The organism is Diaphorobacter sp. ED-3, assembly GCF_027625375.1.
GTDB classification, from domain to species: Bacteria; Pseudomonadota; Gammaproteobacteria; order Burkholderiales; family Burkholderiaceae_C; genus Diaphorobacter; species Diaphorobacter nitroreducens.
The window spans coordinates 3,123,548-3,147,667 of sequence record NZ_CP115182.1 but is presented as its reverse complement, the minus strand read 5'-3'; the positions used below and the strand labels follow the sequence as shown (position 1 = coordinate 3,147,667).

At 69.7% G+C, this 24,120-nt stretch carries 16 protein-coding genes; 11 read left to right on the top strand and 5 right to left on the bottom strand.

Annotation, left to right across the window (positions count from 1 at the left end):
* Window positions 1-27: 27 nt before the first annotated feature.
* Window positions 28-444, bottom strand: coding sequence for a hypothetical protein (locus tag PCQ86_RS15250; RefSeq protein ID WP_088886204.1), 417 nt, complete (start codon window positions 442-444; stop codon window positions 28-30).
* Window positions 445-586: 142 nt separating this feature from the next.
* On the opposite strand from PCQ86_RS15250, the gene polA reads away from it, so the two are divergent.
* From polA to PCQ86_RS15235, 3 genes are all read left to right on the top strand, one after another.
* The gene (gene polA / locus PCQ86_RS15245; protein ID WP_270174127.1) at window positions 587-3,355 is read left to right on the top strand and encodes a DNA polymerase I; all 2,769 of its coding nucleotides are present in this window, start codon (window positions 587-589) and stop codon (window positions 3,353-3,355) included.
* Window positions 3,356-3,504: 149 nt separating this feature from the next.
* Entirely contained in the window at window positions 3,505-4,398 is an 894-nt protein-coding gene (locus PCQ86_RS15240; RefSeq protein ID WP_011806435.1) for a dienelactone hydrolase family protein, read from the top strand.
* 114 nt (window positions 4,399-4,512) lie between these two features.
* Entirely contained in the window at window positions 4,513-5,343 is an 831-nt protein-coding gene (locus PCQ86_RS15235) for a ZIP family metal transporter (RefSeq protein ID WP_270174126.1), read from the top strand.
* 154 nt (window positions 5,344-5,497) lie between these two features.
* On the opposite strand, the gene PCQ86_RS15230 is transcribed toward PCQ86_RS15235, so the two are convergent.
* Window positions 5,498-6,250, bottom strand: coding sequence for a LytR/AlgR family response regulator transcription factor (locus PCQ86_RS15230; protein WP_011806433.1), 753 nt, complete (start codon window positions 6,248-6,250; stop codon window positions 5,498-5,500).
* A gap of 46 nt (window positions 6,251-6,296) precedes the next feature.
* Entirely contained in the window at window positions 6,297-7,364 is a 1,068-nt protein-coding gene (locus tag PCQ86_RS15225; protein ID WP_011806432.1) for a sensor histidine kinase, read from the bottom strand.
* A 49-nt stretch (window positions 7,365-7,413) separates the two neighbouring features.
* Here PCQ86_RS15225 and argH point away from each other — a divergent pair, with 49 nt between their 5' ends.
* Together argH and PCQ86_RS15215 are read left to right on the top strand one after the other, a co-directional pair.
* Window positions 7,414-8,874, top strand: a complete 1,461-nt coding sequence (argH, locus tag PCQ86_RS15220) for an argininosuccinate lyase (RefSeq protein WP_270174125.1) — start codon at window positions 7,414-7,416, stop codon at window positions 8,872-8,874.
* Window positions 8,875-9,007: 133 nt separating this feature from the next.
* Complete coding sequence (locus PCQ86_RS15215; protein WP_270174124.1) at window positions 9,008-9,982, top strand: Bug family tripartite tricarboxylate transporter substrate binding protein; 975 nt, start codon at window positions 9,008-9,010, stop codon at window positions 9,980-9,982.
* Window positions 9,983-10,071: 89 nt separating this feature from the next.
* Here the strand turns inward: PCQ86_RS15215 and PCQ86_RS15210 are convergent, their stop codons facing one another.
* A complete protein-coding gene (locus PCQ86_RS15210; protein ID WP_015914001.1) occupies window positions 10,072-12,180 on the bottom strand; it encodes a catalase in 2,109 nt (702 codons plus the stop codon).
* A gap of 228 nt (window positions 12,181-12,408) precedes the next feature.
* On the opposite strand from PCQ86_RS15210, the gene PCQ86_RS15205 reads away from it, so the two are divergent.
* The 6 genes from PCQ86_RS15205 to PCQ86_RS15180 all read left to right on the top strand — a co-directional run bounded on the left by PCQ86_RS15205 (window position 12,409) and on the right by PCQ86_RS15180 (window position 23,854).
* Window positions 12,409-18,429, top strand: coding sequence for an alpha-2-macroglobulin family protein (locus tag PCQ86_RS15205; RefSeq protein WP_270174123.1), 6,021 nt, complete (start codon window positions 12,409-12,411; stop codon window positions 18,427-18,429).
* Between the two features lie 164 nt (window positions 18,430-18,593).
* A complete protein-coding gene (locus tag PCQ86_RS15200) occupies window positions 18,594-19,634 on the top strand; it encodes an ABC transporter ATP-binding protein (protein WP_270174122.1) in 1,041 nt (346 codons plus the stop codon).
* A gap of 93 nt (window positions 19,635-19,727) precedes the next feature.
* Window positions 19,728-21,023 carry an ABC transporter substrate-binding protein gene (locus PCQ86_RS15195; RefSeq protein WP_270174121.1) on the top strand — a complete coding sequence of 432 codons (1,296 nt, stop codon included), beginning with the start codon at window positions 19,728-19,730 and terminating at the stop codon, window positions 21,021-21,023.
* A gap of 13 nt (window positions 21,024-21,036) precedes the next feature.
* A complete protein-coding gene (locus PCQ86_RS15190) occupies window positions 21,037-21,939 on the top strand; it encodes a carbohydrate ABC transporter permease (protein WP_270174120.1) in 903 nt (300 codons plus the stop codon).
* A gap of 147 nt (window positions 21,940-22,086) precedes the next feature.
* Window positions 22,087-22,908, top strand: coding sequence for a carbohydrate ABC transporter permease (locus PCQ86_RS15185; RefSeq protein ID WP_011806423.1), 822 nt, complete (start codon window positions 22,087-22,089; stop codon window positions 22,906-22,908).
* 70 nt (window positions 22,909-22,978) lie between these two features.
* The gene (locus tag PCQ86_RS15180; protein ID WP_103737409.1) at window positions 22,979-23,854 is read left to right on the top strand and encodes an endonuclease/exonuclease/phosphatase family protein; all 876 of its coding nucleotides are present in this window, start codon (window positions 22,979-22,981) and stop codon (window positions 23,852-23,854) included.
* Between the two features lie 12 nt (window positions 23,855-23,866).
* On the opposite strand, the gene PCQ86_RS15175 is transcribed toward PCQ86_RS15180, so the two are convergent.
* Window positions 23,867-24,082, bottom strand: a complete 216-nt coding sequence (locus PCQ86_RS15175; RefSeq protein ID WP_011806421.1) for a DUF3079 domain-containing protein — start codon at window positions 24,080-24,082, stop codon at window positions 23,867-23,869.
* Window positions 24,083-24,120 lie beyond the last annotated feature (38 nt).

Below are 24,120 nucleotides of genomic sequence, written 5' to 3'. Positions count from 1 at the left end.
GTAGGCGCCGTGCGCCGGCGTGCGCGCTCAGCGCTGCGGCGGGCAGGTGCTGGCGCTGCAGGCCTGCGTGTACTTGCCGATGAAGGTGCGGAAGTTCTTGCCGAGCTTGCCCATCTCCTCGCACACATCGCCGCGCGCATCGAAGGCAAAGCCCTGCGTGCCGGCGGCGTTGAACAGCTCCACGCGCGTGAGGCCCAGGCGCGCGAACTGCGCAGGGTCGTGCCACTGCTGCGCGCAGATGTTGTGGAAGACGAAGGTGTTGTACACCAGCTCGGTGACCTCGGGCTTGTTCATCTGCGCGCGCAGCACGCCGCCGTCAAACTGTGCGGCACTGATGCCGTGCAGCGACTTCTGCATCGAAGGCGGCACGTTCTTGAAGTCCGGGTTGGCCCACGCCAGGGTGGTGGTGGCGCAGGCGACGAGTGCGAGCAGGTGGTGTTTCATGGGGCAGCCTTGGGGAGAGGGGAGGGCGCGGCGCACCGCCGGGCCATGGCGACGGATTGTGCCGCTTTCCACTGCACCTGCCCGCGTGCGGGGTGCTGATTGCGATGGCGGCCACGGCCGATGAGCGTGGGAGAATTCGCCGATGACACGCCCCAAGACCCTGGTGCTGGTGGATGGCTCCAGCTACCTGTACCGCGCATTCCATGCCATGCCCGACCTGCGCGCCGTGCCGGGCGATCCCGCCAGCGCCCCCACGGGGGCCATCCGCGGCATGATCAACATGCTGCAGGCGCTCAAGAAAGAAGTCCCGGCCGACTACGCCGCCTGCGTTTTCGATGCCAGCGGCCCCACTTTTCGCGATGCGCTGTACCCCGAGTACAAGCAGCACCGCGCGCCCATGCCCGATGACCTGCGTGCGCAGATCGAGCCCATCCACGAGGTGGTGCGGCTGCTGGGCTGGCCGGTGCTGTGTATCCCCGGCGTGGAGGCCGACGACGTGATCGGCACGCTGGCTGCTACCGCCGCCGGCCAGGGCATGCAGGTGGTGATCTCCAGCGGCGACAAGGACCTGAGCCAGCTGGTGAACGAACACATCACCATCATCGACACCATGAACGGCAAGAAGCGGGACGTGGCCGGCGTGACCGCCGAGTTCGGCGTGCCCCCGACGCTCATGGTGGACTACCAGGCCCTGGTGGGCGATGCCGTGGACAACGTGCCCGGCGTGCCCAAGGTCGGCCCCAAGACCGCCGCCAAATGGCTCACGGAATACGGTTCGCTGGATGCGCTGCTGGCCAACGCGGGCGCCATCAAGGGCGTGGCCGGCGAGAACCTGCGCGGGGCGCTGGACTGGCTGCCCACCGCACGCACGCTGGTCACCATCAAGACCGATTGCGACCTGGCAGGCCACCTCGATGGCCTGCCTGCTATCGATGCGATAGCTGTTGGCGCTGAGCAGGCGGACGCGTTGCGCGATTTTTATCAAAAGTATGGCTTCAAGAGCCTGGCACGCGCGCTGCCGTCCGCGGTGGTGCCGGATGCTGGCGCCAGCGGAGACCTCTTCGCCACGCCCGACGCCAGCGCCGTCGCCGTGCAGGCGCAGCAGCGCGAGGTGACCTACGACACCATCCTCACCTGGGAGCAGCTCGACGGCTGGCTCGCGCGCCTGAAGGCCGCGCCGCTGGCGGCGCTGGACACCGAGACCACGTCGCTGGACGAGTTGCGCGCCGAGATCGTGGGCGTGTCCTTCAGCGTCGAGCCCGGAGCCGCCGCTTACATCCCGCTGGCGCACAACGGCCCTGACGCGCCGCCGCAGCTGCCGTTGGCCGAGGTGCTGGAGCGCCTGCGCCCCTGGCTGGAAGACCCGGCCTGCCCCAAGCTGGGCCAGCACGTGAAGTACGACCGGCATGTGTTCGCCAACCATGGCATCCAGGTGCGCGGCTATGCGCACGACACCATGCTGCAAAGCTACGTGCTGGAAGTGCACAAGCCCCATGGCCTGGCCAGCCTGGCCGAGCGCCACACGGGCCGCACCGGCATCAGCTACGAAGACCTGTGCGGCAAGGGGGCCAAGCAGATCCCGTTTGCCCAGGTCCCGGTGGACAAGGCTGCGGCCTACTCGTGCGAGGACTCCGACCAGACGCTGGATGTGCACCGCGTGCTATGGCCCCAGCTGCAGGCCGACGACAAGCTGCGCGGCATCTACGAGCTGGAGATGGCCTGCAGCGAGACCTTGTTTCGCATCGAGCGCAATGGCGTGCTGATCGACGCGGGCAAGCTGGCCGCCCAGAGCCACGCGCTGGGCCAGCGCATCCTGCAGCTGGAGCAGGAGGCGTACGCCATCGCCGGCCAGCCCTTCAACCTGGGCTCGCCCAAGCAACTGGGTGAAATCTTCTTCGACAAGCTGGGCATGCCCGTGGTGAAGAAGACCGCCACCGGCGCGCGCAGCACCGACGAAGAGGTGCTGGAGAAGCTGGCCGAGGACTACCCGCTGCCCGCCAAGCTGCTGGAACACCGCAGCCTGTGCAAGCTCAAGGGCACCTACACCGACAAACTCAGCACGCTGGCGGACCCGCGCACCGGCCGCGTCCACACCCACTACGCGCAGGCCGTGGCCGTCACCGGGCGGCTGTCCAGCAACGAGCCCAACCTGCAGAACATCCCCATTCGCACGCCGGAGGGCCGGCGCGTGCGCGAGGCCTTCGTGGCACCCGCGGGCCGCGTGATTGCCAGTGCCGACTACAGCCAGATCGAGCTGCGCATCATGGCGCACATCAGCGGCGACGAGGCGCTGCTGCACGCCTTCCGCGAGGGCCTGGACGTGCACCGCGCCACGGCGGCCGAGGTGTTCGGCGTGGCGCTGGACCAGGTAAGCAGCGAGCAGCGCCGCTACGCCAAGGTCATCAACTTCGGCCTGATCTACGGCATGAGCAGTTTCGGCCTGGCCAAGAACCTGGGCATCGAGACCAAGGCCGCCGCCGCCTATATCGACCGCTACTTCCAGCGCTACCCCGGCGTGAAGCAGTACATGGAAGAGACCAAGGCCCAGGCCAAGGCGCGCGGCTACGTGGAGACCGTGTTCGGCCGGCGCCTGTACCTGCCGGAGATCAACTCGCCCAACGGCCCGCGCCGCGGCGCGGCCGAGCGCGCCGCCATCAACGCGCCCATGCAGGGCACGGCGGCCGACCTCATCAAGAAGGCCATGGTGGCCGTGCAGGGCGAGCTGGACGCGCGCAAGCCCGAGGTGCTCATGATCATGCAGGTGCACGACGAACTGGTGTTCGAGCTGCCCGAGGGCGAGGTGGACTGGCTGCGCCGTGAGATCCCGCGCCTGATGGCCGGCGTGGCCGCGCTGCAGGTACCGCTGCTGGCCGAAGTGGGCGTGGGGCCCGACTGGGACAAGGCGCACTGATAGCGCTTGTCGCCCGGTGGCGCGGTGGCGCGGGCGGGTCGCATGCGCAAAACGGCCATTGCCGCTACATTGGCACGCCATGCCTCCTGGCCAGCGCCGGGGGGCGTCCGTCCCCCAACCCTTGCCACCCCTTGCCAGGAGCCTCCGTCATGCACAGCGATCTCCAGAACGACTTCGATGCACTCGTCCCCGGCCGTAGCACGGCAGCGGGCGCCAGCCGCCGCACCGCGCTGGGCGTCATGCTGGGGGCCGGCTATGCCGCCGCGGCCGCGCCGGTGATGGCGCAGACAGCGGTCTCCACCCCGGCCGACGGGCTCACGGCGGGGGAGGTGCACTTTGCGGTGAACGGCTTTGACGTGCGGGCCTACCGCGCGGCGCCGCAGGGCAAGACGGGGCTGCCCGTGGTGCTGGTGATTTCAGAGATCTTCGGCGTGCACGAGTACATTGCCGACGTTTGCCGCCGCTTGGCGCACGAGGGCTACCTTGCCGTTGCCCCCGACCTGTTCGCGCGCCAGGGCGACCCGCGCGCCTACAGTGAAGTCGCCAAGCTCATGAGCGAGCTGGTGTCCAAGGTGCCCGATGCCCAGGTCATGGCCGACCTGGACGGCGCCGTGCAATGGGCCGGAGCCCATGGCGGCGACCTCCAGCGCGTGGGCATCACCGGCTTTTGCTGGGGCGGCCGCATCACCTGGCTCTACGCCGCGCATGGTCCGGTGAAGGCCGGGGTGGCCTGGTATGGCCGCCTGGTGGGGCAGGCCAGCGCCCTGAATCCCAAGCACCCCGTGGACCTGGCGCCCATCCTCAAGGCACCCGTGCTGGGTCTGTATGGTGAAAAAGATGCCGGCATACCCCTTGACACGATTGATAAGATGAAAAGCGCCCTGTCAGAAGGGTCTGCCGCAGCGAAAGCCTCGCGGTTCGTGGTCTACCCGGACGCGCCGCATGCCTTCCATGCCGACTACCGCCCGAGCTTTCGCAAGGAAGCCGCGCAGGACGGCTGGAAGCGCACGCTGGCCTGGTTCAAGCAGCACGGCGTGGCGTGAGCCGCGGCAGCCAGCACGCACACAAGCCCTTCGGGGCTTTTTTTGATGGCGCGGCGAGAGTTTGGTTTTGAATGAAATTGGCATCCAAGCCAATAAGAGAAAGCGCAGGCAGCTATGACATTGATAGCGATCATCCTGGCCACGTTGGCCGCGGGCATTGGCAGTGTGTGGGTGGCGGCGGCGCTGCTGCGCCTGGGCATGGGCACGCGCCAGCGCGTGGGGCCGCACCACCTGCTGAGCCTGGCGGCGGGCGCGCTGCTGGCGACCGCCTTCATGCATCTGCTGCCCGAGGCGTTCGAGAGCCAGGCCAGTGCGCACGACCTGTTTGCCACGCTGCTGCTGGGGCTGGTGTTCTTCTTCCTGCTGGACAAGGCCGAGCTGTGGCACCACGGCCATGAGCACAGCCCGTCCGAGCGGCACATCCATGGCCAGGGCCACCACGACCACCACCCTGACCACGCGCACGACCACCACCATGGCCCGGGCCAGCACGGGCATGGCGGCTGGGCGTTGCTGACCGGTGACAGCGTGCACTGCTTTGGCGACGGCGTGCTGATCGCCTCGGCCTTCATGGCGGACATGCGGCTGGGCGTGGTGGCCGCGCTGTCGGTGCTGGCGCACGAGGTGCCGCACCACATCGGCGACCTGGTGGTGCTGCGCCACAGCACCCGCCACCGCAACGCGGCGCTGCTCAAGGTCTCGCTGGCGGGCGCGCTGACGGCGCTGGGCGGCCTGGTGGGCTACTACCTGGTGGGGCTGTGGGACGGCGGGCTGCCGTATTTCCTGGCCATCGCCTCCAGCAGCTTCGTGTACGTGGCGCTGGCCGACCTGATCCCGCAACTGCAAAAACGCCTCTCGGCCGCGCAGACGCTGGCGCAGATCGCCTGGCTGGCGGCCGGCATCGCGGTGGTGACCTTTGTGAGCGGGCTGGCGCACGCGCATTGAGCACGGCAGCGCGTTCGCCGGTGTGCGCGCCGCGCCTGCCTGCCCGGGGAGGACCGCGGCGCCAGTCCAAGGGCCGGCGGCCGCGCAGAGGGTGCAGCCGTTTAGAGGGTGCGGGCGTGTGGGCGCCTGGAACGCCGTGAACGCCGCAGCCGTATCAACCCGTGGCCAGCGCCTCGCGCACCCCGGCCACCTGGCGGCGCGAGACCGGCAGGGGCTCGGTGAGTCCATGCAGGCGCACGGCCCAGCCTTCGCCCTCCTCGGCGTCGTAATAGCGCTCCAGTGCGCGCATGGCGCGGCGGGCCACCAGCGTGCTGCGGTGCACGCGCAGAAAGTGGCCCGCGTGGCGCGCCTCCAGGTCGGACAGCGCGCTGTCGATGACGAAGCTGCGCGTGAGGGTGCGCACCGTCACGTATTTCTGCTCGGCGCGCAGGAACAGCACGTCGTCCAGCGGCACGCGCTCGGTGCGCCCGCGCTCCTGGATCAGCAGCACCTCGCCGCTGGGTGCCGGCAGCGGCGAGCGCGTGGGAGCGGCGCTGGGGACGGCGGCGCGCTGCGCCTTGGCCAGCGCCTGCTGCAGGCGCTGCAGGCGTACGGGCTTGGTCAGGTAGTCCACGGCATCCAGTTCGAAGGCCGACAGCGCATGGTCCGCGTGGGCGGTCACGAACACGATGGCCGGCGGGTGCGGCAGGCGCTGGATGTGGTGCGCCAGTCCCAGGCCGTCCTGGCCGGGCATGTGGATGTCCAGCAGCACCACGTCCACCGCGCGGCCGCCGCTGGCCTCGAGCTGCGCCAATGCGTCCGCGGCGTGCGCGGCCTCCGTCACGCTGTGGCGGGGGTCGCAGTCGGCCAGCAGCGTGCGCAGGCGGCTGCGGGCCAGGAGTTCGTCGTCCACGATCAGGATGTGCATGGGGCGTCGACTGTAGTGGATGTGGCGTGCCGCGTGGCCCGGGGATTCAGGGCGCGGGCAGCGAGATGCGCACCTGGTACAGGCCGCCCTGTACGCCGGCGCTGAAGTCGCAGTCCACGTCGTGCAGCAGGCGCAGGCGGTCGCGCACGTTCGCCTGTGCGATGCCGTGGCCGCGCGGCGCGTCCTCGGCCGTGGGGCGATCGGTGGGCAGGGTGTTGGTGATGGTCAGCACCACGCGGCCGCCGCGCCGCTCGGTGGCGATGCGCAGCTTGCCCCCGCGCGCGCTGGGCTCCACGCCGTGCTTGACCGCGTTTTCCACCAGCGGCTGCAGCAAGAGCGGCGGCAGGCGCGCGGCGTTGGCGCGCGCGTCCAGCACCCATTGCACGCGCATGCGTTCGCCAAAGCGCACCTGCTCGATGTCCAGGTAGCGGCGCGCCAGCACGATCTCTTCCTCCAGTGTGGCGGACTCGCCCTGCTCCACCAGGGCGTGGCGGAACAGGTCGCTCAGGTCTTCCAGCAGCGCCTCGGCCTTGGCGGGTTCGTCGCGCACCAGGGCGATGGCGCTGTTGAGCGTGTTGAACAGGAAGTGTGGACGGATGCGCGCCTGCAACTCGGTCAGGCGCGCGGTGGTGGCGGCGGGCGTGCGGGCGCGGGCGCGCATTCTCAGCGCGGTGACCAGCAGCGCCGCCAGCAGCGCGCCGCTGGCGGCGCTGGCCAGCCACGGTGGCGGGGCGCCCGCGGGGCCGCTGGCCAGGGCCAGCATGGCGCAGGCCAGCAGGCCGGCCAGTGCGCCCAGCAGCACGCCGGCGGCGTACTGCAGCGGCTCCTGCAGGCGCTGCAGCGCCGTCTTGAGGCTGCAGGCCGTGATCAGCCAGGCGAGGGTGGCCGGCAGCGCGCCGCCCGTGAGCAACGCCAGGCGCGCCAGCCATTCGGCCAGGCTGCCCGCGCCGAACAAGGCGCCCACGCCCAGCACCAGTTCCACGAACAGCACGGCGCGCAGCACCACGCCCACCTGGCAGGCGTCGAACACCAGCGCGCGGCCGCGTACCGCACTGCGCGGTGCGGCTTCGGGCAGGGCGGCGGGGCGGGTCGATAAAATTTGCGTCTCTTGCATTGCGGCATCCGGGCGTTCCGGGTGTCGAAACCCCCGGATTATTGCCCCCATGTCCTCTTCTTCCGCCTCGCAACCGTCCCACGACCAGCTCGCCACCAAGGCCCAGGCCTGGTCGGCCCTGTTCTCCGAGCCCATGAGCGATCTGGTCAAGCGCTATACGTCGAGCGTGTTCTTCGACAAGCGCCTGTGGCAGGCCGACATCGCGGGCAGCCTGGCCCATGCCGAGATGCTGGCCGCGCAAGGCATCATCAGCGCGCAGGACCACGCCGACATTCAGAAGGGCATGGCCCAGATCACGCAGGAGATCGCGTCCGGCGCGTTCGAGTGGAAGCTGGACCTGGAGGACGTGCACCTGAACATCGAGGCGCGCCTGACCCAGCTGGTGGGCGACGCCGGCAAGCGCCTGCACACCGGCCGCAGCCGCAACGACCAGGTGGCCACCGACGTGCGCCTGTGGCTGCGCGGCGAGATCGACCTGATCGAGGGCCTGCTGAGCGAGCTGCAGCTGTCGCTGGTCGAGGTGGCCGAGCAGAACGTCGAGGTGATCCTGCCCGGCTTCACCCACCTGCAGGTGGCGCAGCCCGTGAGCTTTGCGCACCACCTGCTGGCTTACGTGGAGATGTTTGCACGCGATGCCGAGCGCATGCGCGACGTGCGCCGCCGGGTGAACGTGCTGCCGCTGGGCTCCGCCGCGCTGGCCGGCACCACCTACCCGCTGGACCGCGAGCGCGTGGCCAAGACGCTGGGCATGGAGGGCGTGTGCCAGAACAGCCTGGACGGCGTGAGCGACCGCGACTTCGCCATCGAATTCACGGCCGCCGCCAGCCTGTGCATGGTGCACGTGAGCCGCCTGTCCGAAGAACTCATCATCTGGATGAGCCAGAACTTCGGCTTCATCAAGATCGCCGACCGCTTCACCACCGGCTCGTCGATCATGCCGCAGAAGAAGAACCCCGACGTGCCGGAGCTGGCGCGCGGCAAGACCGGCCGCGTGGTGGGCCACCTGATGGGCCTGATCACGCTGATGAAGGGCCAGCCCCTGGCCTACAACAAGGACAACCAGGAAGACAAGGAGCCGCTGTTCGACACAGTGGACACGCTGAAGGACACGCTGCGCATCTTCGCCGAGATGATCGGCGGCCAGATGAACTCCGCCACCGGCTGCAAGGACGGCGGCATCACCGTGAACGCCGAGGCCATGCGCGCCGCGGCGCTCAAGGGCTACGCCACGGCGACCGACCTGGCTGACTACCTCGTCAAGAAGGGCCTGCCGTTCCGCGACGCGCACGAGACCGTGGCCCACGCGGTGAAGGCCGCGGTGTCGCACGGCGTGGACCTGTCGGAGCTGCCGCTGGCCGTGCTGCAGGGCTTTCACCCGGCGATCGAGAAGGACGTGTTCGATGCCCTGAGCCTGCAGGGCTCGCTGAACGCGCGCAACACCCTGGGCGGCACCGCGCCCGCGCAGGTGCGCACGCAGCTGGCGCGCCACCGTGCGCGGCTGTCCGCCTGATTGCCCGTCAAAAATAGGAGCTGTCAGCGCTTGATGTAGGCGGTTTTCAGTATGTTTTGATGCTGAAACGCTTTACTGGCAGGCGCGAGCAGCTCCTGAATTTGTACCGACCTGCCGCCCCAGGAGAGCCACCATGAACCTGCACCGCCGCCACCTGCTGGCCCGCGCCGTTGCCGCCAGCGTGCTGCCGGCGTTGCCCGCCTGGGCCGACGGCACCAAGCCGGTGCGCATCCTGGTGGGCTTTCCGCCCGGAGGCGGCTCGGATGCCATCGCCCGCCTGCTGGCCGACAAGCTCAAGGACGTGCTGGGCGTCCCCGTGGTGGTGGACAACCGACCCGGCGCGGGCGGGCAGATCGCGGCGCAGGTGCTCAAGGCCGCGCCGGCCGACGGGACCACGCTGTTCCTCACGCACGACCACACCCTCTCCATCCTGCCGCTGGTGGTGAAGAACCCCGGCTTCGACCCGGTGAGCGACTTCGTGCCCGTGGCGGGCTTTGCCACCTTCGTGAACGCGTTTGCCGTTTCGGGCGGCACGCCCGCGCGTTCGTTCAACGAGTATGTGCAGTGGCTCCAGGCCGCGCGGGGTGGCCAGGGCGCGGTGGGCGTGCCGGCGCCGGCATCCACGCCGGAGTTTCTGGTCAAGCTGCTGGGCCGCAAGTACCGGCTGGACCTGGTGGCCGCGCCCTACCGCGGCAGCGCGCCCATGATCGGCGACATGCTGGGCAACCAGATCGCGGCGGGCGTGGGATCGGTGCAGGACTTCATCGAGCACCACCGCGCTGGCAAGCTGCGCGTGGTGGGCGTGCTGGGCACGCAGCGCCAGGCCGCGCTGTCCGATGTGCCCACGTTCGACGAACTGGGCCTCAAGGGCTTCGAGGATCTGCCGTACTACGGCATCTACGCGCCGGCCGGCACGCCCGGCGCTTTCATCGCGCAGTTCTCCGCCGCACTGGCGCAGGTGCTGGCGCAGCCCGCGGTGCATGAGCAGCTCACCACCCTGGGCCTCACCGTGGGCCACATGGCGCCCGGACAACTGGCCGCGCGCCAGAAGGCCTACACCGCAGCCTGGGCGCGCATCATCCGCAACAGCGGCTTCACGGCGCAGTAGGCGTGCAGTAGCTGCGCGGTAGCTGCGCGGTAGGGGCGCGGTAGGGGCGCACCCCGGCCGCTGCCCCGCAGACCAGCGTAGGCCCGCGCTCACGCCAGCGTGCGCACCTGCGGCTCGCGCGCCCACTGGCGCGTCTGCGCGGCGGCGATGAAGCCCTGCGCGTCGGCCGGGTCCACCACGCCCGCGTCCGGTTCGATGCCGCCGGCCTGCAGGATGGCCTGCGTGCCCTTGCAGGCAGCGATGGCCTTGAGGTGGCCGAAGGCGTCGCGGAACCAGTCCACCGCCACGGCCTCGCGCGCCAGCTGCGCGCCCATCTCCGGCGAGAGCACCGAGGCCACCGCGTCGAACACCGCCGAGGGCGTGCCCGCCAGCTGCCCGTCGGCAGGCAACTGCGTGCCGTCCTTGAGCAGCGCGCCACCCACCTTGGGCGCGACGATCTTCACCTGCGCGCCCGCCTTCTCCAGCGCCTTGCGCAGGTTGGCCACGGTGGTGCCGTTGGAGCCGTCGGCCACGAGAATGCCCACGCAGCGGCCCTGCAGCGTGGGCTTCATGCGGTCGATGATGCGCAGGGCGGGCGAGGGCGGCAGGTCCTGCACCGGCACGGCCAGCGGGGGGGCGGGCGGCAGCTGCGGCAGCGCCAGGCCATCGGCCACGCGCTGGGCCAACTCCGTATCGATGTGCAGCAGATGGCCCACCACGCCTTCGCGCACATGCAGCGTCTGTACCTTGGACAGCTCGAACACCAGCGCCGACGCCAGGTGCGCCTGCTCCAGCGGGCTCTGGCTGCGGTAGAACATGCGCGCTTGGCTGTAGTGGTCGGCAAAGCTCTCGGGGCGGATGCGCCCCTTGCCGCTGCCCTCGTCGGTCTGCGCCACGTGCCGAAAGCCTGCCGCCTGCGATGCGCGGGGCGAGTCGGCCTGCAGGCTGCTGGGCTCGTAGTTCACGCGGCCCTGCGGCACGAGCATCTGCATGTGGCCGTCGCGCTGGTTGTGGGCGAAGGGGCACTTGGGCGCGTTGATGGGGATCTGCACAAAGTTGGGGCCGCCCAGGCGCAGCAGTTGCGTGTCCAGGTAGCTGAACAGGCGCCCCTGCAGCAGCGGGTCGTTGCTGAAGTCGATGCCCGGCGGCAGGTTGGCCGGGCAGAAGGCGACCTGCTCGGTCTCGGCGAAGAAGTTGTCGGGCCAGCGGTTGAGCACCATGCGCCCGATGGGCCGCAGCGGCACCAGCTCTTCGGGGATGAGCTTGGTCGCGTCCAGGTGGTCGAAGGGGAACGAGCCGGCCTCTTCCTCGGTGAACAGCTGCACGGACAGCTCCCACTCGGGGTAGTCGCCCGCCTCGATGGCCTCGAACAGGTCGCGGCGGTGGAAGTCGTTGTCCGCCGCCTGCAGCTTCATCGCCTCGTCCCACACGGTGGACTGGATGCCCAGCTTGGGCCGCCAGTGGAACTTGACGAAGGTGCTTTCGCCCGCGGCATTCACCAGCCGGAAGCTGTGCACGCCAAAGCCCTCGATCATGCGCAGGCTGCGCGGAATGGTGCGGTCGCTCATGATCCACATCACCATGTGCATGGATTCGGGCATGAGCGAGATGAAGTCCCAGAACGTGTCGTGCGCGCTGGCGGCCTGCGGGAAGGCGCGGTCGGGCTCCATCTTCACGGCGTGCACGAGGTCGGGGAACTTCATCGCGTCCTGGATGAAGAACACCGGGATGTTGTTGCCCACCAGGTCCCAGTTGCCCTCGGGCGTGTAGAACTTCACGGCAAAGCCCCGCACGTCGCGCGGCGTGTCCACCGATCCGGCGCCACCGGCCACCGTGGAAAAGCGGGTGAACACGGGCGTGCGCGTGCCGACTTCGGTCAGTACCCGTGCCGTGGTGTAGTCCGCGAGGGAGTGGGTGAGCTCGAAGAAACCGTGCGCCGCGGAGCCGCGCGCGTGCACCACGCGCTCGGGAATGCGCTCGTGGTCGAAGTGGGTGATCTTCTCGCGCAGGATGAAGTCTTCCAGCAGCGCCGGCCCGTGCGGCGAGGGGCGCAGGGTGTTCTGGTTGTCGGGCACGGCAATGCCCTGCTGGGTGGTCAGCACCGGGTGCTGGCCGGCGGCCTGCTGCTGCAGTTCTCCGGCATGGCCGCGGTAGCTGTCCGCATGGGCCGCGGCCTGGCGGGCGGGTAGGGGTTGCTTGGTGGCGGGGGTTCGTGGCATGGACGCTCCTTGGGCGAAATGGCGGTGGGTGTTGCACGGTGCCGCGCTGCGGCGAGCCGCCATGTTTCGCGCGGTTTTACGGCGCCTGGGTAGGACTTGCGCCCCTTTGGGCGTCGTCATGCGCCACCGCACGGGACGGGGTCTGCCCAGGCTGTAAGCGCATGCAACAGCCGCGTGGCGCATGGAGCGCTTTGATACGCTCGGCCAAAGCACTGCAGGGGGGATCTCTTGAATACATGGATACGGTGGGTTGCCGCGGGTGGCGCACTGCTGGCGGGCGGCGCGCAGGCGCTGCAGGTGAGCAGCTTTTCGCCCCAGGGCGAGGTGGCGCAGGTGCGCCAGGTGGTGGCGCGGTTTGACGCGGCCGCCGTGCGCTTTGGCGACCCACAGGCGCCGGCTCCCTTCACGGTGCAGTGCAGCGACGCCGATGCAGCCAAGGGCACGGGCCGCTGGACGGGCGAGCGCGAATGGGTGTTCGACTTCGCGCGCGACCTGCCGCCGGGCGTGCGCTGCACGGCCACCGCCAGGTCGGGGTTCAAATCGGTCTCCGGCGCAGAGCTGTCGGGCGCGAAAAGCTATCAGTTCAATAGTGGCGGCCCGTTTGTCCAGCGCATCCTGCCCGGCACCTACCAGTCCATCGACGAGGAGCAGGTGTTCGTGCTGCAGCTGAACGGCGCGGCCACGCAGGACAGCCTGCGCAGCCATGCCTGGTGCGCGCTGGACGGCGTGGGCGAGCGCGTGCCTGTGCGCCTGGTCGAAGGTGCGCAGCGCGGCGACATCCTCAAGGCCCTCGGGCTGGACAAGCGCGCCGCGCAGGCGCCGCTGCAATACGCCACGCTGGCATGCAACCGCCGCCTGACCTCGGGCACGCGCATGCAGCTTGTCTTCGGCAAGGGCGTGGCCACGCCCAGCGGCGTGGCGAACACGGTGGAAAAGCGCTTTGCCTTCCAGGTGCGCGAGCCCTTTGCCGTGGAGTTCCAGTGCGAGCGCGAGAACGCCCAGGCCGCGTGCCTGCCGATCCGCCCCATGGTGCTGTCGTTCAACGCACCCGTATCGCGCAAGGTGGCGGCGGGCATACGGCTGAAGTCCAGCTACGAGACGCTGCTGCCGCGCTTTGAGGGCGAAGGGGAGGGCACGGCCGCGCAACCGGGCGATACGCTAGTGAATGCCGTGCGCTTTGGCGTGCCGCTGGCCGAGAGCACGTCCTTCACGGTGGAGCTGCCGGCGGACTTTCGCGATGCCGCGGGGCGCGCGCCGCGCAATGCGGCGAGCTTCCCGCTCAAGGTGGCCACGGGCGGCATGCCGCCGCTGGCCAAGTTTGCGGCGGCGCCTTTTGGCATCGTCGAGCGCTTTGCCGAAGGCCCGGCCGAGGACCACCCGCCCGCGCTGCTACCCGTGACGCTGCGCAAGGTGGAACCCGCGCTGCGCGTGCAGGGCCTGCAACCTGCGTCCACCCCCGAGGCGCCGGCAGGCCGGGTGCGCACGCTGCAGCCCGGCGGCGATGCGGAGATCATCGCCTGGATGCGCAAGGTGCGCCGCTACCACGGCGCGCTGGTGGAGCGTGGGCAGGCCCGCAGGGACGGCGTGAGCACCCTGCCCCAGCCGCTGCAGGGGCAGGAGAACAAGGAGTACGTGCAGACCCGCATGCTGTCGCTGCTGGCCGGCCAGAGCGGCGCCAAGGCGCTGGAGCTGCCCCGCGCCGCGGCAGCGGACCCGCGGCCGTTCGAGGTCGTGGGCATACCGCTGGCGCCGGGTTTCCATGTGGTGGAGGTGGCGTCGCAGGCGCTGGGCGGCGCGCTGCTGGACGAGCGCCACGGCGCCGGCCGCACCATGTATGTGCGCACGGCGGCGCTGGTGACCAACCTGGGCGTGCATTTCAAGCTGGGCCGCGAGAACGCGCTGGCCTGGGTGACCACGCTGGACAAGGGGCAGCCCGTGCCGGGCGCGAGCGTGCGCGTGTCCGATTGCCGGGGTCGCCTGCTGGCCCAGGCGCAGACCGATGCGCAGGGTATTGCGCGCTTTGACGGACTGTCGCCCGAGCCGCCGCGCTGCGGCGACGCAGACGGCTACGACGACTACGGCGATGGCTCGCAGGCCTACTTCGTGAGCGCGCGCCACCGCGGCGCGGACGGGGTGGAGGATCTGGCCTTTGCCTGGAGCGACTGGCAGCGCGGCATCGAGCCCTGGCGTTTTAACCTGCCCACCAGCAGCGACCCGCGCCCGGATACCGTGGCCCACACCATCTTCGACCGCACGCTGCTGCGCGCGGGCGAGACGGTGTCCATGAAGCACGTGCTGCGCCTGCAGAACCGCCAGGGCTTTGCGCTGCCGCAGGAGCGGCCGTCGGAACTGGCGATCACCCACGTCGGCAGCGGCCAGCAGTTCACCCAGCCGCTGCAGTGGCGCAAGACGGGCACGGGCGGCCTGTCGGCCACCAGCGAGTTCGCGGTGCCGCCGGCGGCCAAGCTGGGCCTGTACCAGGTGGAGCTGCGCGGCGCTGACGTCAATGGGGGCGAGCGCTCGTTCGAGTCCGGGAGCTTCCGCGTGGAGGAGTTCCGCCTGCCGGTGCTGGAAGGGCGTATCGCGCCCGCGGACAGCAAGCCGCTGGTGCGCGTGCGCTCGGTGCCGGCCGACGTGCGGGTGGGCTACGTGTCTGGCGGCCCTGCCGGCCAGTTGCCGGTGCGGGTGTCGGCCATGGTGCGCGGCAAGTTCCTGCAGTTCGGCGACTTCGACGCCTTCAGCTTCCAGCCGCCCCGCAAGCGCGGCGCGCAGGCGGGCGATGACGACGAGGAGCCCGCGGCGCGGCAGGACGCGCGCGTGGTGGCCGACAAGCTGGCGCTCACGCTGGACAAGAGCGGCGCGGGTCGCGTGACCATCGAAGAACTGCCCCCGGCCCGCCAGGCGCAGGACCTGGTGCTGGAGGCCACCTATGCCGACCCCAATGGCGAGGTGCAGACGGTGCGCAGCACGCACACGCTGTGGCCGGCCGCCGTGGTGGCGGGCGTGAAGACCGAGGGCTGGGCATCGGCTGCGAGCCGCGTGCGCTTCCAGGCGCTGGCGCTGTCGCTGCAGGGCCAGCCCCAGGCCGGTGTGCCCCTGGCCGTGCAGGCCATCGCGCATGTCACCACCACCAGCCGCAAGCGCATGGTGGGAGGCTTTTACAGCTACGACAACAAGACCGAGACCAAGGACCTGGGCACCGTGTGCACCGGCAAAAGCGACAGCCGCGGCCTGCTGCTGTGCGACGCCAAGCTGGACGAGCCCGGCGAGGTGGAGCTGGTGGTCACCGCGCGCGACAAGGACGGCAACGAGGCCCAGGCCGCGTCCTCCGTCTGGGTCACGCGGCGCGGCGAGCTGTGGTTTGGCGGCGAGGACCATGACCGCATCGACGTGCTGCCCGAGAAGAAGAGCTACCAGCCCGGCGAGACCGCGCGGCTGCAGGTGCGCATGCCGTTTCGCCATGCCACGGCGCTGGTCAGCGTGGAACGCGAGGGCATCATCGACACGCGCGTGGTGCAGCTCAATGGCCAGGACCCCACGGTGCAGGTACAGATCGGGCAGGACTGGAGCCCCAACGTCTACGTGAGCGTGCTGGCGCTGCGCGGGCGCCTGCGCGAGGTGCCCTGGTACAGCTTCTTCACCTGGGGCTTCAAGGCGCCGCGCGAATGGTGGAACGCCTTCTGGTACGAAGGCCGCGAGTACGTCGCCCCCACGGCCATGGTGGACCTGTCCAAGCCCGCCTACCGGCTGGGCGTGGCCGAGCTGCGTGTGGGCCATGCCGCGCACCAGATCGCGGTGCAGGTCAAGGCCGACAAGGACAGCTACCCGGTGCGCGGCAAGGCGCAGGTCACCATCACCGCCACGCTGCCGGACGGCAAGCCCGCCGCCGGCGCCGAGGTGGCGCTGGCCGCCGTGGACCAGGCGCTGCTGGAGCTGATGCCCAACACCAGCTGGAACCTGCTGGAGGCCATGCTGCAGCGCCGGGCGTGGGGCGTGGAGACTTCCACCGCGCAGATGGAGATCATCGGCCGGCGCCACTACGGCAAGAAGGCCGTGCCTGCGGGCGGCGGCGGCGGCCACACGGCCACGCGCGAGCTGCTGGACACGCTGCTGCTGTGGCGGCCCGCCATTCAGCTGGACGCGAACGGCCGGGCGCAGGTGACCGTGCCGCTCAACGACGCGCTCACCACCTTCAAGGTGGTAGCGGTGGCGGATGCGGGAACGGGCCTGTTCGGCACCGTTGCCACGCAGATCCGCGCCACGCAGGACCTGCAGATCATCAGCGGCCTGCCGCCGCTGGTGCGCGAGGAAGACCAGTTCCGCGCGCAGCTCACGCTGCGCAACACCACCAAGGCGGCGATGAAGGTCGAGGTCACGCCGCGTGCCACGCTGCTGCAGCTGGACCAGCAGACCGTGGCGATCCCCGCAGGCGAGTCGCGCGAGGTGGCGTGGTCCGTCACCGCGCCCGCGCAGCTGGCCCAGACGCGTGCCCAGGCGCTGCTGTGGGAGATCGAGGCGCGCGATACGGTGAGCGGCGCACGCGATGCGCTCAAGGTGACCCAGCGGCTGGTGCCGGCCGTGCCGCTGGCCGTGCAGCAGGCCACGCTGGTGCAGTTGGACGGCAGCTTCCAGACGGAGGCGGCGCCGCCCGCCGGTGCGCTGCAGGGGCGCGGCGGCCTCAAGCTGGCGCTGCAGCCCCGGCTGGCCGAGGGCCTGCCCGGTGTGCGCGACTGGTGGGCCAACTACCCGTTCGCCTGCCTGGAGCAAAAGGCCAGCAAGGCCATCGGCCTGCGCGATGCCGCGCTGTGGCGCAGCGTGGCCGCGCAGATGCCCACTTACCTGGACGGCGACGGCCTGGCCTACTACTTCCCGCCGAGCGAAGGCAGCGCGAACCGGGGCAGCGACACGCTCACCGCCTACCTGCTGGCCGCCACGCACGAAGCGGCCGCGCTGTACCCCGAGTTCACGCTGCCTGTCGAAGTGCGCGAGGCCATGGAGCGCGGGCTGACGGCCTTCGTGGAAGGGCGCATCCAGCGCGACTTCTGGAGCCCGCGCAAGGATCTGGACCTGCGCAAGCTGGCGGCCATCGAGGCGCTATCGCGCACGGGCCATGCCCCGGCGCGGCTGCTGGAGAGCATCACCATCGCGCCCAACCAGTGGCCGACGCACGCGGTGATCGACTGGGTCAACGTACTCAAGCGGGTGCAGGGCGTGCCGCAGCGCGAGCAGCGCCTGGCCGAGGCGATGCAGATCCTCAAGGGCCGCCTGTCCTACCAGGGCACCAAGCTGCTGTTCAGCACCGAGCAGCAGGACTACTGGTGGTGGCTGATGCAGAACGGCGACGTGAACACCGCGCGCCTCATGCTGGCCGTGCTGGACGACCCCGCGTGGAAGGACGACATGGGGCGCCTGGCCAGCGGCTTCATCGCGCGCCAGCAGGGCGGCGCATGGCACACCACCACGGCCAACCTGTGGGGCGGGCTGGCGCTGGAGAAGTTCAGCGCCCGCTTCGAGTCCACGCCGGTGGCCGGCACCACCCGCGCCACGCTCGGCGGCCACAGCGCTAGCGTGGACTGGGCCAAGGTGGAGCCGGCCAAGGCCAGCGACGCCGCGGGCGCCGCGCACCAGACCCGCTGGTTCGGCGCGCCAGCGGCGCCCGGCATGCTCAAGAACAACGGCATGTTCCTGCCGTGGGGCACGGGCGCTGGCGCGGCGCAGCCGCTCGTGGTCACGCACCAGGGGCCGGGCAAGCCGTGGCTCACGCTGCAGTCGGTGGCGGCCGTGCCGCGCCAGCAGCCGTTCAGCGCGGGCTACACCCTCAAGCGCACGGTCACGCCGGTTGAGCAGGCCGACAAGGCACTGCCCGCGGGCAGCTACTCGCGCGGGGACGTGCTGCGCGTGACGCTGGAGGTGACCGGTACGGCCGACATGACCTGGGTGGCGATCACCGATCCCATCCCCGCAGGGGCGACCATCCGGGGCAGCGGCCTGGGGCGCGACTCCGAGATCGCCACGCAGGGCGAGAAGCGCGAGGGCCGGGGCTGGCCCGCGTTCGAGGAGCGCGGCTTCGAGTCCTTCCGCAGCTACTACGAGTACCTGCCCAAGGGCACGGTGACGATGCAGTACACCGTGCGCCTGAACAATGCGGGCGACTTTGCGCTGCCGCCCAGCCGCGTCGAGGCACTGTATGCGCCCGAGATGTTCGGCGAGGCACCGAATGCACGGGTGAACGTGGTGCAGCGCCCGTGACTATTCAATGCATAGCTGCTGGCGCTTGATGGACGGGCGTTAGCGGCAGTTTTGGTGTCGCACCGCCACGGACCGATCGACGGGCCGTGGCGGGTGGGCGGGTGGCCCGCCGCGGCGTGCGGGTGCGTAACGCCAGCGTCACAAGCGGTCCCTACACTGCCGCGATGTCACTGATCGAACTTGATGCGGTTGCCAAGTCCTGGGGGAGCACCACGGCATTGCAGTCCATGAACCTGCGCATTGAGCCCGGTTCTTTCTGCGTGCTGCTGGGACCCTCGGGCTGCGGCAAATCGACCACGCTGCGCATCATCGCCGGGCTGGAGTCACCCACGTCGGGCAGCGTGCGCATCGACGGGCAGGACGTCACGCAGCTGCCGCCGGCGCGGCGTGGCATCGCGATGGTGTTTCAGAACTATGCGCTGTTTCCGCACCTGAGCGTGGCGCAGAACATCGGCTTTGGACTGGCGGTGCGCAAGGTGCCCAAGGCCGAGGCCGCGCAGCGCGTGGCGCAAGCCGCCGAGCTGCTCGGCCTGGCCCCGCTGCTGGAGCGTCGGCCCGCACAGTTGTCCGGCGGGCAGCAGCAGCGCGTGGCGCTGGGCCGCGCCCTGGTGGCCCAGGCCCGCGTGTGCCTGATGGACGAGCCGCTGTCCAACCTGGATGCGCAATTGCGCCAGGAGATGCGCACCGAGCTGCGCGAGCTGCAGCAGCGCCTGGGCCTCACCGTGGTGTACGTGACGCACGACCAGGCCGAGGCCATGAGCATGGCCGACCAGGTGGTTCTGCTGCACCAGGGGCGTGTGGAGCAGTGCGCACCGCCGCGCGATGTGTACGCCGCGCCCGCTTCCACCTTTGCCGCGCGCTTCATCGGCACGCCCGCCATGAACCTGGTGCGCCTGGAGCAGGGCCGCATCGCGGGCACCGATATCGCCGTGGGTCGCACGCAGGCGCACTGGCTCGGCCTGCGTCCCGAGGCCGTGGCCCTGGACGATGGCAGCGGTGGGTCGAGCGGCGTGGCCGCCGCCGTGCACAGCCAGGAATACCTGGGCGCGGATGCCGTGCTGCGCTGCGCCATCGGCACCGAATTCATCACCGTGCGCGCGCCGGGGCAGCACGCCCCCGCAGCCAACGGCCAGGGTGTGCGCCTGCGGTGGTGCGGGCACGACCAGCATTTCTTTGACGCCCAGGGCCAGCGCCTGGCGGCTTGAGCCACTTCTTACGCAGCCTGCGCCGCATGCGCGTGCACGGCGCTGCCTTTCGTTTCCTCTCCCCACTCTTTCCAGACCCCAGGAGCTTTCGCAATGCAACGCAAGATGTTTTTGAAGACCTTGGCTGCGCCCGCCCTCGCGGCCATGGCGCTGTGTGCCGTTACCGCCCATGCGCAGGCCCCGGTGGAGGTGCCGTTCTATTACCCCGTGGTCGTGGGCGGCCCCATCACCAAGGTGATCGACGGCTACGCGGCCGATTTCAACAAGGCGCATCCGCAGTACAAGGTGGTGCCCATCTATGCCGGCACGTACCAGGAGACCATCGTCAAGGCGCTCACCGCGCACAAGTCCGGCAAGGCGCCGGCCACGTCGGTGCTGCTGTCCACCGATATGTTCACGCTGATCGACGAGGACGCCATCGCCCCCATCGACGACTTCGTGAAGACCGACGCCGACCGTGCCTGGCTCAAGGGCTTCTACCCGGCCTTCATGGCCAACAGCCAGACGGGCGGCAAGACCTGGGGCGTGCCGTTCCAGCGCTCCACGGTGGTCATGTACTACAACAAGGAGGCCTTCAAGGAAGCCGGCCTGGACCCCCACAAGGCGCCCCAGAACTGGAAGGAACTGAAGGAAGCGGCGCATAAGCTCACCAAGAAGGACGCCAGCGGCAACGTGACGCAGTACGGCATCCAGATCCCGTCCACCGGCTTTGCCTACTGGATGCTGCAGACGCTGACCACGCCCAACGACGTGCTGCTGGCCAACGGCGCCGGCACCCAGGTCACCTTCGACCACCCCAAGGTCATCGAGGCGCTGGACTTCTGGGTCAACCTGGCCAAGGAAGGCGTGCACCCCAAGGGCGTGGTGGAGTGGGGCACGACGCCCAAGGACTTCTTCGAGAAGAAGGCCGCGATCATCGTCACGACCACGGGCAACCTGACCAACGTGAAGAACAACGCCAAGTTCGACTTCGGCGTGGCCCAGATTGCCGGCAACCTGCGCAAGGGCTCGCCCACGGGCGGCGGCAATTTCTACATCTTCAAGAAGGCGCCGCAAGAGCAGCAGCAGGCCGCGTTCGAGTTCGCCAAGTGGATCACCCAGCCCGAGCGCGCTGCGCAGTGGAGCATGGACAGCGGCTACGTGGCCGTCTCGCCTGCTGCCTACGACACGCCGGCGCTCAAAAAATACGGCCAGGACTTCCCGCCCGCGCTGGTGGCGCGCGACCAACTGCCGGTATCGGTGGCCGAGTTCTCCACGCACGACAACCAGCGTGTGACCAAGGTGCTCAACGACGCCATCCAGGCCGCGCTGAACGGCACCAAGACCTCGGCGCAAGCGATGAAGGACGCACAGCGCGAGGCCGACCGCATCCTGCGCAGCTACAAGTAAGGGCGAGCCTCCCATGCCGGTGATGCGCAGCACGCCGGATGCGGGCAGCAGCCAGCGTGCCGTGCACGCCTGGCTGATGCTGCTTCCGGCCCTGGTCCTGTTGGTGGCCTTCACGCACTGGCCCACGCTGGCCACGCTGATCGACAGCTTCCATTCCACGCCCCGCGGCGGCCGTGCGGGGGTGTGGGTGGGGCTGGAGAACTATGCGGCCATGGTGGACGACCCCGTGTTCTGGCAGGCCGCGCGCAACAACCTGTGGTTCGCTGGCGCGACCATTCCGCTGTCCATCGGCTTGGCGCTGATCATGGCGCTGTGGGTGAATGAGCGCATGGTCGGGCGTACCTGGGTGCGCATGGCGTACTTCACGCCCACCGTGCTGCCGATGATCGCCGTGGCCAACATCTGGCTGTTCTTCTACACGCCGCAGTACGGGCTGCTGGAGCAGATCACCAGCCTGCTCGGGCTGCCGTCGCGCAACTGGCTGGGCGACCCGGCGACGGCGCTGGCCTGCGTCACGGTGGTGGCGGTGTGGAAGGAGGCGGGCTTCTTCATGATCTTCTACCTGGCCGCGTTGCAGACGCTGAACCCCAGCCTGAAGGAGGCCGCGGCCATCGAGGGCGCGTCGCGCTGGTACTTCTTTCGCCGCGTGCAGTGGCCGCTGCTCATGCCCACCACGCTGTTCGTGCTGGTCAATGCCGTGATCAACGCCTTCCGTCTGGTGGACCATCTCTTCATCCTCACGCGCGGCGGGCCGGACAACGCTTCCACGCTGCTGCTGTACCACCTGTACGAGGTGGGCTTCAAGTTCTGGGACACGGGCTATGCCGCGGCGCTCACGGTGGTGCTGGTGGTGGCGCTGGCCGGCGTGGCGCTGGTGCAGTTCTTCGTGTTCGACAAACGGGTGCATTACCAGTGAAACACCCCCCTGAGCGCTGCACCGCTTCCCTCTTCTCTCACGCTGCGCGTGGGAAGGAGGACGCTGCCCGTGCGGCGGGGCGGCCCTTGCACGGCGGCCCTGGCTTGGGTGGTGCCGGTTTCATCCCTTAGGAGGGCGCGACGCGCCATGAGAACCAATACGCTGTACCAGGTCACCCTGCTGGACACCCTGGCCGCCTGGACGCTGGCCCTGCTGTGGCTGCTGCCGCTGGCCTATGCGGTGTGGACGGCCTTTCACCCCGCGGAGTACGCCACGCGCTTCGACCTGCTGGCGCCCTGGACGCTGGAGAACTTCCGCCGCGCCTGGGAGGCCGCGCCCTTCGCGCGCTACTTCCTCAACACCACCGTGCTGGTGGCGATGATCCTGGCCGCGCAGCTGGTGCTGTCCACGCTGGCGGCCTATGCCTTCGCGCGCTATCGCTTTCGCGGCCAGAACGTGGCCTTCGCGCTGGTGCTGGTGCAGCTCATGGTCATGCCCGACATCCTGCTGGTGGAGAACTACAAGACCATGGGTCGCCTGGGCCTGGTGGATTCGCTGGTGGCCATCGGGCTGCCGTACTTCGCCTCGGCGTTTGCCATCTTCCTGCTGCGCCAGACCTTCATGGGCATTCCCAAGGAGCTGGATGAAGCCGCGCGCGTGGAGGGTGCCAGCGCCCTGCAGATCCTGTGGCGCGTATACGTGCCGCTGGCGCGGCCGGTGTACACCGCGTTTGCGCTGGTGTCGGTGAGCTTTCACTGGAACAACTTCCTGTGGCCGCTCATCATCACCAACAGCGTGGAATCCCGCCCGCTCACCGTGGGGCTGCAGGTGTTCTCGTCGGTGGAGCAGGGCGTGGAATGGTCGCTCATCACCGCGGCCACGCTGATGTCAACCGCGCCGCTGCTCATCGGGTTCATACTCTTTCAGCGCCAGTTCGTGCAAAGCTTCATGCGCGCGGGCATCAAGTAGCGATTCAAAACAAATCAGCCTCCAGCGCCCGTGCAGCAAGCGCGAGCAGCTCTGTTTTCAGGAGTAAACCATGCAGCTCGTCACCTGGAACACCCAGTGGTGCCGCGGCCTGGACGGCCGCGTGGACCCCGCGCGCATCGTGCAATACGCAGTGGCGCTGGGCGACGTGGATGTGCTGTGCCTGCAGGAGATCGCGGTGAACTACCCCGGCTTGGCCGGCGCGCCCGGCGACCAGGTGGCGCAGGTGCAGGCCGCGCTGCCCGCAGGCTGGCAGGTGTTCTTTGGCGCGGCGGTGGATGAGTGGACCGCCGCGGGCCGCCAGCGCTTTGGCAACCTGATCGCCACGCGCCTGCCCGTGCTGCAGCTGCAGAACCACCCGTTGCCATACCCGCCCGATGCCGGCGTGCGCAGCATGCCGCGCCTGTGCAGCGTGCTCACCGTGCAGGACCCCGCGCTGGGCCCGGTGCGCGTGATGACCACGCACCTGGAGTACTACTCCAAGCCCCAGCGCATGGCGCAGGCGCTGGCGCTGCGTGCGCTGCACCTGCAGGCCTGCGCGCAGGCTGCGCAGCCGCCGCAGGGCCTGGCCGACGGCTCGCCGTTCCAGCCCAAGGCGTACACGCCCCACGCCGTGCTGTGCGGCGACTTCAACCTGCAGGCGCACGAGCCCGAATACGCCGCCCTGGCCGCTGCGCTGGCGGACGAGGAGGGCGCGACCGCGGGTCAGGCAGGCCAGCCCCCGCTGTGGGATGCATGGCGACTGCTGCACCCCAGCACGCCACAGCCGCCCACGTTTTGCGTGTTCGACCAGACCTATGCGCCGCAGCCGCTGGCCTGTGACTTCATCTGGGTCAGTGATTCGCTGAGGAGCCGGGTGCGTGCGGTGCGGGTCGATGGCGTGACGCAGGCATCAGACCACCAGCCCGTGCTGCTGGTGCTGGAATGAGTGACCGCGCGGTCAGGCGGGCTGTGATGCGGCGGGCTGCTGCTGTGCAGGCGCCTCGCCGGCAGAAGGCGGCTCCCACTCGGCCCAGTCGGGGCCGAACAGCTCCGCCGGATGCTGGCTGCGCTCCGATCCGTTGCCGCACTGCATGGCATCGGCGGCGCAGTAGCGGTCGCAGCCCCAGCACGTGCGCTCGGGATGCGCGGGGTTCAGCGGAAACTTCTTGGCCATGGGGCAGGGGAGGGTGTCGAAGGGAGAATGCAGCCACT